Source organism: Chloroflexota bacterium (assembly GCA_020161265.1).
GTDB lineage: Bacteria > Chloroflexota > Chloroflexia > Chloroflexales > Herpetosiphonaceae > Herpetosiphon.
The window spans coordinates 170268-181950 of sequence record JAIUOC010000004.1; the positions used below are offsets into that span (position 1 = coordinate 170268).

At 48.7% G+C, this 11683-nt stretch carries 11 protein-coding genes; 3 read left to right on the top strand and 8 right to left on the bottom strand.

All coding sequences use genetic code 11. The annotated features are described in order from the left end of the window. The first annotated feature begins 6 nt into the window (after positions 1-6). Positions 7-1173, top strand: coding sequence for a glycosyltransferase family 4 protein (locus tag LCH85_10605; GenBank protein ID MCA0352436.1), 1167 nt, complete (start codon positions 7-9; stop codon positions 1171-1173). Here LCH85_10605 and LCH85_10610 read toward each other — a convergent pair. The 3 genes from LCH85_10610 to LCH85_10620 form a co-directional block, all read right to left on the bottom strand. Next, positions 1148-1654 (bottom strand): hypothetical protein, encoded by a 507-nt coding sequence (locus LCH85_10610; GenBank protein MCA0352437.1) that lies wholly within the window; start codon positions 1652-1654, stop codon positions 1148-1150. The genes LCH85_10605 and LCH85_10610 overlap by 26 nt on opposite strands. Before the next feature lie 27 nt (positions 1655-1681). Beyond that, on the bottom strand, positions 1682-2422 hold the full coding sequence (locus tag LCH85_10615) for a TylF/MycF family methyltransferase (GenBank protein ID MCA0352438.1): 741 nt from the start codon (positions 2420-2422) through the stop codon (positions 1682-1684). Between the two features lie 89 nt (positions 2423-2511). Beyond that, on the bottom strand, positions 2512-3231 hold the full coding sequence (locus LCH85_10620) for a class I SAM-dependent methyltransferase (protein MCA0352439.1): 720 nt from the start codon (positions 3229-3231) through the stop codon (positions 2512-2514). A gap of 224 nt (positions 3232-3455) precedes the next feature. Between LCH85_10620 and LCH85_10625 the strand changes: the two genes are divergently transcribed. Then, positions 3456-4880 (top strand): hypothetical protein, encoded by a 1425-nt coding sequence (locus LCH85_10625; GenBank protein ID MCA0352440.1) that lies wholly within the window; start codon positions 3456-3458, stop codon positions 4878-4880. A gap of 112 nt (positions 4881-4992) precedes the next feature. Here the strand turns inward: LCH85_10625 and LCH85_10630 are convergent, their stop codons facing one another. The 5 genes from LCH85_10630 to LCH85_10650 all read right to left on the bottom strand — a co-directional run bounded on the left by LCH85_10630 (position 4993) and on the right by LCH85_10650 (position 11006). Continuing rightward, entirely contained in the window at positions 4993-5928 is a 936-nt protein-coding gene (locus LCH85_10630; protein MCA0352441.1) for a branched-chain amino acid transaminase, read from the bottom strand. A gap of 29 nt (positions 5929-5957) precedes the next feature. Next, entirely contained in the window at positions 5958-6872 is a 915-nt protein-coding gene (locus tag LCH85_10635; protein MCA0352442.1) for an EamA family transporter, read from the bottom strand. A gap of 89 nt (positions 6873-6961) precedes the next feature. Further along, complete coding sequence (locus LCH85_10640) at positions 6962-8458, bottom strand: PLP-dependent aminotransferase family protein (protein ID MCA0352443.1); 1497 nt, start codon at positions 8456-8458, stop codon at positions 6962-6964. Between the two features lie 83 nt (positions 8459-8541). Further along, positions 8542-8697, bottom strand: coding sequence for a hypothetical protein (locus LCH85_10645; GenBank protein ID MCA0352444.1), 156 nt, complete (start codon positions 8695-8697; stop codon positions 8542-8544). A 125-nt stretch (positions 8698-8822) separates the two neighbouring features. Further along, entirely contained in the window at positions 8823-11006 is a 2184-nt protein-coding gene (locus tag LCH85_10650; GenBank protein ID MCA0352445.1) for a CHASE3 domain-containing protein, read from the bottom strand. A 241-nt stretch (positions 11007-11247) separates the two neighbouring features. Here LCH85_10650 and LCH85_10655 point away from each other — a divergent pair, with 241 nt between their 5' ends. After that, positions 11248-11550 carry a hypothetical protein gene (locus LCH85_10655; GenBank protein ID MCA0352446.1) on the top strand — a complete coding sequence of 101 codons (303 nt, stop codon included), beginning with the start codon at positions 11248-11250 and terminating at the stop codon, positions 11548-11550. The last annotated feature ends 133 nt before the right edge of the window (positions 11551-11683 follow it).

The window sequence follows — 11683 nt, forward strand, 5'->3', positions numbered from 1 at the left end:
AACTGTATGCGTAAAATAACTGTCGCTCATATTATTACTGGTTTCGCCAGCGCTGAGGGCGCGGGTGGCTCGGCCTTGTTTGGCATCGAAGTAGCCCGAGCTTTGGATAAAAGTCGTTTTCGGCCAATTTTGTGTGGTATTCATCGTTTTGATGCACCTTCAGAGCAGCGTTGGCTCAAAACCTTAGCCGATGAAGGGATTGAAACGCGGATTATGGTGCATGAACGTAGCAAGTTACGCTACGATATGGTGCGATTCAGCACCTTGCTAAATTATCTCATCCGTGAACAAACGGTTGATATTATTCATACCCACGTTGAGCGGGTAGAATTTTTCATCAGCTTGCAAAAATTACTGCACCCTAGCTACTATCCTAAACTTGTTCGAACGTTGCATGTTAATTCAATGTGGGTAACCCGTCCGATGGTTCGGCGCTTGATGAATATTGTCTATACCCAACTATTCAGCCAAGAAATCGCAATTTCCCAAGCCACAAAAACCATGCTGGATCAGCGCAAGGCTGCCCGGCTATTTGGGCGTTCAGCGACCGTGATTCAAAATAGCTTGCCCTCAGCTCGCTTGCAACAATTTGATCGCCCGAAACAACATACGCCGTTTAGCCCACCACGATTTTTATTGATTGGGCGCTTAGAAATTCAAAAAGCCCAAGATATTTTCATTCAGGCGGCAGCGTTGGTATTGCAACAATACCCTGAGGCCGAGTTTTGGTTGGCAGGCGAAGGCACGCAAGAGGCAGCTTTTCGCCAACTGACAGCCAATTTAGCGATCGAGCATGCCATTAAATTCCTTGGGCCGCGTGGTGATATTCCCAAAGTGCTGAGCCAGGTTGATGTGCTGGTTTCAACCTCGCGCTGGGAAGGCTTTGCGACAGTAATTTTAGAAGGAATGGCCGCCCGAACTCCAGTGATTGCCACTGATATTGGCGGTAATAACGAACAAGTGGTTGATCACGAAACTGGGCTTTTAGTGGAGGTTGATAACCCAAGCGCCGTAGCAGATGCCATGATTTGGATGCTTGAACATCCAGCAGAAACGGCGCTCATGGCTCAGCGTGGCTACGAATGGGGGCAGCAGTTCACCATGGAACGTACTGCCGCCCAGTATGGCGAAATTTACGAGCGTTTGCTTACGGAGCAAAAATATCAACCTTGAGTGGGCCTAAATCAAGTTTTTGATCAACTTTCGCATCAATCACGAGCGTTACTTGATCAGGGCCAAGTAAAATTTTGTAATTGCTATAAACATCGCCAACGACCACAACATAGCGATGTGGTGGGATGTTTTCAAACACAAAATCACCCTGATCATCAGCGAAGGTGATCGGGCTTTGAGCAGTGTTGAGCACAAAATTGGTTTCGCCTACTTCATTATCGTAGGCTTCGGCCAATTGCACTTGAACCTGACTATAAGGTTGGCCGTTGGTGGGATTACTAACATTGCCAAAAACGGTTGCTCGACCACTTTCAGGATCTTTAATTTGAGTCAGATCAATATCTTGCCCGAAGTCGCTACGAGTTGGGGTTGGCGGAGCAACCGCAGTTGGCAATGTACTATTAACGGTAGGCGGAATACTCGTATCGCTACAACCAACTAACGCCCCGATCAGTAGCCCGACCAAAATTATTTTGCGCATCGAAAAGCTCCCTCATATAAAATTAAATTAGCGACGGGTAATGTGCAAACGACTCTTATGCTCAAAGCGAAATTCAGCTTGGCGCTCACGGAAGAAATCGTCAACAGCTTGGCGACAGCCCGACCAACTTTCATAGTCGTCGATCACCAAGATTCCACCTTGGACGAGGTATGGCACAATCCGTTCAAGGCAAACCATCACCGAATCATACCAATCACAATCGATGTGCGCCAAAGCTACAGGCTGATCGATCTGTAAGCTATCTTCGTATAAGCCCTTAACCAAGCTTACCTGATGCTGCTCAATTGGGTAGCCAGCTTCAGCAAAGGCCGCAATCACCTTTTGATCAAGTGCCTCTTCGTAACCATAATAGCGCCGATTACCGAGGCCTGGTGATTTTCCAGTGCTAATCACCTCGTAGCGTTGATGGACATCCTGACCATCACGTGCTGACGGTGGTGGAATCATGCCAAACACATCGTAAATGGCAAAAGGGCGTGATTTTGCTTTAACACTGGTAATCACAATGGCCGAGCCACCTGCCGCACAGCCTAATTCAAGCATTTGGCCAGCGATTGCCTGCTGCTCAAGTTGAGTAACTGCCAGCCCAAGATCGATCAAGGCTTGTTGATCAAGATAGGTTAAATGCTGTTGCTGGACATGGGTAATCGCGGTTACCAAGTTTGGCTGAAGCCGATTGAGTGCACTCAATTGCCAGTGATTGACGATCGTTGACTTAAATTTCTTGAGTGATGTTTTGATTCCCAAAATACGACTGCTCCTACTGATTGATTCTGAATTAACCCCTCTAAACAAGGCTTAAACCGCCTGATTAACCCAAAAGGATTAGTGGGTAGTTAGCGGATTTTACGGGCGATTAGGGCATAATTTTTGCACATGCCAGCGGCAGTGTATTTATATTGGAGGTCAAGGCGGCTAAATAATAATGATACAACCACCAATAACGGACGCAGCAGGAGCGCGGCAAAACTTCCGCCAATCCCAGCCCAACCACCGCCATACAAGCGTGGATTGAGTGGCAAACTCCGCACCGCGAGATCAGCCTGATAGGCCAATGTGCCGTAATAGCCTTCAAGCCATTGAGTTTGCTCAACCTGAAAGCCCGCCTGTGTCAGCTGTTGCTTAAAGCCAAACTGGGTATAACGATAAAAATCGTAAGGCACTTCATGCTCTTCATAGAATAACGGAGCCGAGAGCCAGAGCGTGCCATTGGGCTTGAGCAGCCGCAGCATCTCGGTTAATACCAGTTGCGGATTGGGCAAATGCTCCAAAACTTGAGTCAACAAAATCAAATCGTAGCGCTCAGATTCAACTGGCACTGCCGCTAAATCACAGACATAGGTCATCGGCGCATAGGCCTTATCAACTTGGCAAAAATCGGCTGATTCATAGGTGACATGGCTAAAAAAGCGTTGATATGCACCATCGCCAGCCCCAGCATCGAGCATGCGTTGACCAGGTTGCAGGCTTTGAGCGGCCTGTTGCACAAACTGCTCAAGATAGACGCGCGACGAATTTTTAGCATAGCGGCGTAAAATTTTTGGCAAAATTGCCATAATAACTTCCTAAAACAATAGTTAACGAACCGTTGCCAAGCATACCATGCTGTTAATTCATCAGCAAACCAATGCAATAACCACTAAACCGATCAATAATCCCCCGATTAGCCAAGATGGAGTATTGCGATGAGCCTAGGATCTTGTGATACTATAGCCAGCATAACAAGGGAATACCTAAAAGCGTTTAGGTAAATTAGCGGTCTTATCAAAGGAGTTTATCAATGACGTTTGCGAAGCTACGTGTACGGGCAATGATGGTTGCCTTGTTGCTTTCAATCTTTGCAGTCGGCGGTCGGGGCGTATCAGCTCAAACCAACGCCTATGCAACCGCCTTCACCACCTCGATCACCTACCAAAACATTGGTACTGGCACTGCTAACATCAACTTGACCGTTTACAGCTCAAGTGGTACACCATCAGCCATCCCAGCCTCAACCTTGGCTCAAAATGGCGCTGGCTCGTACTTCGTTGGCTCAGTCAGCGGCTTGGGAACCACCTTCAATGGTTCAGCCGTGATCTCAGCTGACCAACCAATTGCAGCGACCTTGGTGCAAATTCCAGCCGCAGCTTCACAAGTCAAGAACCGCCCATTGTCAAATGGTTTCTCAAGCGGCTCAGACGTTGTGTTGATTCCAACCGTTTTGAAATCATTTGCTAACTACACCAGCAAGTTTGTTATTCAAAACACTGATTCAGTTGCCAACGACTTTACCGTTCAATTTATCAACCCAGCCAATGGTGCAGTGGTTCACACCGCTAACCCAGCCAACGTATTGCCAAATACCTCAGTCTACTACGATGCTGGCACGATTGCAGCCCTTACCGGAACCTTCAACGGTTCAGTCAAGGTAACCGCTGTCAAGACTGGCACCAGCAATCCTGGTAGCGCTGTTGGTACGGCTCTCGAATTGCAAACCAATGGTGTTGGGGCTTATGCTTCACAAGCATTCCCAGCAAGCGCCGCTGCAACCAAAGTGTTCATGGCAACATCGCTTTGTAACTTGGTTATTCCAAGTGGTGCAACCACCTCGTTCTATGCAGTTCAAAACGCTGGTACTGCTTCAGCAAGCGTCACCGTTACCTATGTTGGTACCGCTGCTGGCAATCCAGTCAACGTAACCTCAACTGCAACCACGATTGCTGCTGGCGCTAAGGCGAGCTTCAACCCATGTGGTTTGACGCCAAATGGCTTCAGTGGTTCAGCAACCATTAACTCAACCCAACCAATCTTGGCGATTGGCAAGGTTAGTGGTGGTGGCTTGTACACCGCATTCGAAGGTGCAACCGCTGGTAGCGCTAAGACTGCATTGCCATACGTTCGCTGGTTGGCTCCAGCTCAAGGTGGCCAACAAACCTTCATCGCTATCCAAAACGTTGGTACGACTGCTGCAACCAATGTAACCGTCAAATACTACAGCGGTTCAGGCACGTTGCTCGGTACCCACACAATCCCAAGCATTGCTGCTGGCGCTAAGGCTAGCTCAAACCCAACATCAGCCAGCCCAAGTGCCTCAGGTATGGGTGTTGGTGGCGGTTCAGCCGTGGTTGAAGGTACTGGCGCTCAATTGATCGTGGTTACTCGCGTAACGTCACCTGTTACCGGTGGTACCACTGGTGAAGACTACAACGGTATTCCTTTCAACTAGGCTTAAAAGCTTCAAGTATTCCCTTGGGCCTGCTTCAGCAATGGGGCAGGCTTTTTTGATCCAATTAAAAACGCCAGTTCGTTTGAACTGGCGTTTGAGTTGCTGAGAAGATTTAGGCTAAGACTGAGCTATAGACTGGGCTGCACCATTCACGCCGCTTAGGATCTTGGCCATGGGTCACAGCATAATACAAACTGCGAATTTGGCTAAAGATTGGGCCAATCTGGCCATTACCAACTGCTCGATGATCAACCTCAACTACCGGAGTAACTTCAACACCAGTGCCACAGAAGAAGATTTCGTCAGCAGCGTACAGTTCGGTGCGATCAATCGAACGCTCAACAACGTGCAAGCCCAATTCTTCAGTTGCCAGTTGTTTGATCACATGGCGGGTAATGCCTTCAAGAATGTTATCGGTAATGCCTGGGGTATACAGCACGCCATTACGCACTACATAGATATTTTCGGCGCTGCCTTCGCAAACATGGCCATCTTGGGTCAAGACAATGCCTTCATCAAAGCCATTTTGCATGGCTTCGCTCTTGACCAAAGCCGAATTCACGTAGGAGCCAGTTGCTTTCAAACGCGCCGGAATGGCATTATCGTCGATCCGTCGCCATGAACTGATGCCAACTTTCAAGCCAGCTTCTTTTTCGATGTATTTGCCAAAGGGAATTGCCCAAATCGTGAAATCGTCGCTAATATCGTGCAAGCGCACGCCAATGCCTTCAAATGATTTGTAGGCCAGTGGACGAATATAGACATCGCTGCGAAATTCTTCGCGGCGCAATAGTTCAAGCGTGGTTTCAACTAATTGCTCGGCGCTGTAGGGTAGGCGAATTTGCAGCACTTTGCATGAACGTAACAAACGTTCGTAGTGAGCTTGCAAATGAAACACATACAATTGCTCATCGGCTTCGTTCCAATAAGCCCGAATGCCTTCAAAGCAGCCTGTGCCATAATTCAAGGCATGGTTCATCACGCTGACTTTGGCATCAGCAATCGGCACAATTTCCCCTTTGAAAAAGGCAAAACGATTGGTGGACATAGATACTCCTTAAACTAGGCAACAACGAATTAGTTACTGGGAGCAGCAACGGTCTGACGACGAAATGGCCATTTGCCATTGACAATGATCACGCCCAGCAAAATCAAACAGAGGCCAATCAGCATATCACTGCGAATGGCTTCATTCAAAAACAGCCAGCCCCAAAAAATCGCGAAGATTGGCAAAATATAGGTAACTTGGGCGGTTCGCGCCGCGCCAACCTGCTTTACCAACCAAAAGTAGAGAATTTGGGCGATGCCTGTGCCTAAAATGGCTAAACCAAACAGTGAGCCAAGCGAAACCAAACTTGGCATTTGCCAGCTATTATGATCAACCACCAGCGCGACTGGTAAAAGCATAATCGCGCCACTGGCCATTTGCCCAAAAGCGGGAATCAGCGCTGGCAAGCTGCCAAAGTTGCGCCGCACATACAGCGTGCCAATCCCATACATCGATGAGGCAATGATACAGGCAATTTGGCCCCACGTATCCAAGCTATTGATATTACCAATCGAACGCGAAAAGAGATAGACCACGCCCGCAAAACCCAGCACAATGCCAAAGGTGCGCACGCCGGTCAAGCGCTCGGAACGCACAAAGGCAAAGGCCAAAATTACTGTCCACAAGGGTGTCGTCGCATTATAGATCGAAGCCAAGCCGCTGGCGTTAGCGCCCATTTTGTGCTCGCCCCATGCAAACAAACAGTACGGCAAGGCTGCATTTACAAAACCAACAAAACCCAGTGAATACCATAGTTTGCGCTCACGCGGTAGCTGAACTTTTTGCCAGCGCAGCACAGCATAAATCAACACCGCAGCAATCGCCAAGCGCAAAAACACAAAGGTAATTGGTGGAATGGTTTCTACGCCCAGCCGAATGAATAAAAATGATGCTCCCCAGACTAAGGCCAAAATTAAGAGAACGCCCGTTTGCCGCAGTGTCATACCTAAATTCCCTTCCTTGAAAGCCAGCAATCTATCGATCAACCGAGGCTGAGTAGCGCTGTTACGGCCTTGTTTTGGAATTCACCAACTTACATCAATGGAGTGGTTTCGCGCCATGCACGGGCAGCAAGTTGACCACAACGCAAGACATGGCGCGTCAGTACATCGCCAAGGATGCGGATTCCACGATCAATTAATTCTGGTGATTGGGTGGCAAAACAGAGCCGTAAGTGTGCGTTACGCGGCGGTTGCGGAAAAAAGACATTGCCAAGAGTCACGCCAACGCCTGCTTCAATTGCCTCGGTATAAATATCGGTGCCATTTAATCCAGAGGGCAAGGTTAGCCAGTAGCATAACCCGCCACGTGGATGCGTCCATTGAATATCACGGGGACAATAGCGGTTCAACGCTCGTTCCATGGCATCACGGCGCTCACGATAGAGTTCACGCACATAGCGCAAATGCGCCGCCAACTGACCACGGCCAAGATAATCGGCCAAAGCTCGTTGCAATAATGGCGAGCAGTGGAGATCGTTGCCACGCTTGGCGGTCAGCAACGGGTGCAAAAATTCGTCACGGGCAACCAAATAACCCAAGCGTAAGCCTGGAGTCAGAATTTTGGAGAAACTGCCAAGATAGACCACTCGCCCATGAGTATCACGGGCTTTGATTGGGTGTGGTGCTTGAGCATCGTAACTGAGCGGTCCATACACATCATCTTCTAAAATAATTAAGTTATGTTCTTGAGCCAATTGCAATAGGGCTTCTTGGCGCTCGGTCGAAAGGCAAACGCCGGTTGGGTTGTGGAAGGTTGGCACGGTATAGAGCAACCGTGGTTTGTACTCACACAATACCCGTTGCAAAATATCCAGCCGCAAACCTTGATCATCCAAGGGAATGCCGATTAAGCGCACACCCAAGGCTGTAGCTTGTTCGATAAAGCCCAAGTAGGTTGGCTCCTCGACTAAAACTACATCGCCTTGGCGCACAAAGGCCTTTAATGCCAAGGCGACACCTTGTTGAGCGCCAGTCGTCACCAGCACATGGTCGGGCGAGGTTACAACATTGCGGTCAAGCAGCCAAGTGGCAATCGCTTCGCGCAAACATAATTCGCCTTGGGTTGGGCCATAGCCTAGGGCGCTGGGGTCGCGCAGGGCTTGCTGAATCGCGCGGCCAATTTCACGAACTGGAAAGGTTTCTTCAGCAGGGGCAGCTTGGGCAAAGGAGATCAAGTTTGGCTGTTGGGCCAAGCGCAGCATATCGGCCAACATGCCTTGGCTAAACCATGGCGTTTGTAGCTCATCCACTACTCGTTGGCGAATCTCATACGCTGGAATAATCGGCTTGATCCGCTCGGCGACGAAGGTACCGCGACCAACGTAGGCCTCAACCCAACCACTGGCTTGCAGTTCGCTGTAGGCATTGTGAACCGTCAAACGAGTGAGGCCAAGTGATTCAGCTAAATCGCGCACTGGCGGCAGTTTGGTTCCAGCCGGCAACGAGCCACTCCGAATCCGCTCTTGCAGTTGTTCGGATAATTGAATATAGAGTGGTTTGGCGTGCTGACGATCAAGCTGAAATTCCATGGTTGGCCTTTCTCTAGCAGAATTGTCGATTAAACACAACGGCGTAGGACACTATTGTACCAGTCCTACGCCGTTATTGTCATCTAGGCCATAACAATCGAGAGCAAAAGCATGACAATTGGTAGGACAATCAGTAGATTTAAGGGGTTTTTGATTGTCCAATGGGCTTGATCATCGATTGGCATCCATGATTGTTGGCTAGTTGGGCTAAATATATTGGCATATTGTTGCTTATTCATGTTTAGTTCCTCAGTGATGTATCCGATTTATGGAACTAAATGTATCATGCCATGCAGACATTGTAGAGGGACAATTAGCAATTGTCCCCTATGACATATTGTTTATATTCGTTAATAATCTGGTTTTATTGGGGATTTGCAACGTGTAGCGGTAAATACACCGTGAACAGACTGCCTTGGCCAACTTGGCTGCTCACTTCGATGCTGCCGCCATGCAGATCGACAATTTCTTTGACCACAAATAGGCCAATGCCTAGCCCTGCCACATGGCTCCGCGCAGCATTGCTGGCGCGATAAAAACGGGTAAAGAGGTTGGGGATCGATTCTGGAGGAATGCCAATGCCATGATCGCGAATCTGGACGATTGCTTGTTGGGCATTGCGATCGGCACTCACCAGCACTTCAGTTTGTTCGGGGCTATATTTCATAGCATTGTTGATCAAATTGACAAATACTTGCTCCAAGCGAATTGGGTCGCCCGCCACGTGGATGGGCTGGCTGCTCGTGCAGTGGTAACGAATCTGGTGATGATCGATCGTGGTGGCTAAATCATTGACCAATTGTTGCAAAAGCTGAGCCAAATCGATTTGATCACGCTGAATATCGAGCTGGCCTGTTTCGATGCGTGAAACATCGAGCAAGGCGGTAACCATTTTATTCATGCGGCTGGCCTGAGTTTCAATTGCTTGCAGCGAACGCTGAAGTCGCTCATCGACCAAATTTAGTCGTTCTAAGCGGCGCAAACTCAATTGCGATTGACCAAGCAAGGTGGTTAATGGGTTTTTCAACTCGTGCGAGGCAATCGATAAAAAGACATCACGTAAACGCACAGCATTTTGAGTTTGACGATAGAGATAGGCCTGCTCAATCGCCAAGACCATGCGCTGGCTTAGCTCCTCGGCCAATTCAACATCAATTTGGTCAAATAGATGTTGATCGTGTAAAAAGACCATCGCCCCACTGAGCTGATGTTGATCGCGAAAAGGAATGATAATTGCCGATTGATATGGCTCAGGCAAGGCTTGATCGACAATTTGGGCTTGGCCGTTAGCTAGCGCGGCGGCAAAAGCTGGGTGTTGCTGCCAGTTGAGCAATGGTTCATGGGCGCTGCTATAGCTGCTCAACGGCTCTTCAGCGGCATCAAGCAGCAAATACAAACCGCAGGCAACGCTAAAACTCGGCGTTGGCACAGCAGTGCTGGTTTCTAGCACTTGAGCTAAATCAATCGTTGCTGCCAATTGATTATGTAATGTTCGTAGTAAACGTTGGCCAAACTCATCGCGATAGCGTTCGCTTACATCACGAAAAACCATCACCGCGCCGATCACCTGCTGTTCGCGGTCGTAAATTGGTGCGGCGCTATCCTCGATTGCCACATAGCCATTGCCTTGGCGCATCACCACCGAATTGCTCAAGGTGACGATTTGACGCTGGGCGAGAGCGGTATTGACCGGATGGGCTAGCTCATGTTTGGTTATTGGATCAAAAATTGCTGCCACTTTATGAATTGATTGACCAAGTGCCTGTTGTTCAGGCCAGCCGGTAATCGTCGTGGCGATATGGTTCATAAAGCTAATTTTGCCATCGATATCGGTGGTCAGCACCGCATCGCCGATACTAGCGAGGGTAACCGCAAACCATTCGCGCTGGTTGCGCAGCTCGTTAGCAGCCAACTCACGGCGACGCACATCGCGCTCGGTTAAGGCCATTGTGCCAATTACGAAGCCCGTCGCAACCAAAGTAGCAAAGGCCAACGCAAGGCCTGCTCGCTGCACATTGAGTTTGGTTTGAGCCGCCCGTTCGAGCGCACGAATATTTTCGCGATCGAGCAATTGATCGATAATTTGACGAATACGATCCATGTGCTGCTTGCCCTGATTTTCCAGCACAATCGCTTGGGCGGCTTCAAAGCCTTGGCTGCGCCGCAAATCGATCGTCGTGCTCAGCTCTTGTTGCTGCTCAGCGATCAAGGTTTTTAGCTCAGGTAGGCGTTCGATAAACAATGGGCGTTGGCTGCTGTAGGCTTCAATTTCAGCAAGCAGGCTAGGGAGTTCGGTTTGGGCGGTTTGGTAGGGCGCTAAATATTGTTCGCTGCCAGTGATGATAAACCCACGTTGGCCGGTTTCAGCGTCTTTCAACAATGATAACAGCCGATCCAAACGATTGGTCATGGTTTCCGATTCGATCACACTAGCATTATTAGCTTGAATGGTTTGGAGATATTGCCACGAAAGGAGGCCATTGACGATAATGACAAGTGCTGCTAGCATGAACCAACGATTTAATTTATGCGCAATTAATGATTTCATCGTAGCCCATCGCAACACAATCTAACCCCAAAGTTCAATATGCCAGCAGTTCTACCGAATCATTGCCTAGCAAGCTTTGATGGCTGTCGTAACGTTATGACAACCAATGGCAATCAAATTGAGTGTTCGGTGTACGCGAATTGTAGCATATTCATGCCACATCATTGCCACTCATTACCAACATCCACTCATTACTGATCTGCGTAGCTTTGGCTATGGCAATCACAGGAAGGAGCATTGAATGTTCAATGCCCACGAACGAACCATTTTAGAGCAACAAGCAGTTTGGCTATTTTGCCAACATGTCGAACGCCTATGGCATGGGTTTGTAACCCCACCCAACTATGGCACGCTTGATGGCGATGCGCTGCAACCACCGCAATTTCCCGCAATTCGCCGTAGCTCGCTGGCAATCGAAGCTCATCCCTTGGACAATCAGTCGTTCTTTGTTGTCTGTCAGCGCCGCGATGGCCTTGATGGCGATTGGTATCGATTACAACGCTTGTTTAACTACCAAATTTTGGCCAATTTGGCGCTAAGTTAAGCAACAAAACGCCAAAACAAGCCTTTAAATGCGCACAGCTTGATCAAGGTGTGCAATTTGCTATGTTTCCTTGCCAATGGATTTTAACTGGAGTACAATTTTTCCTTGGATAGAGCTTTCGTTCAGCCTTTTA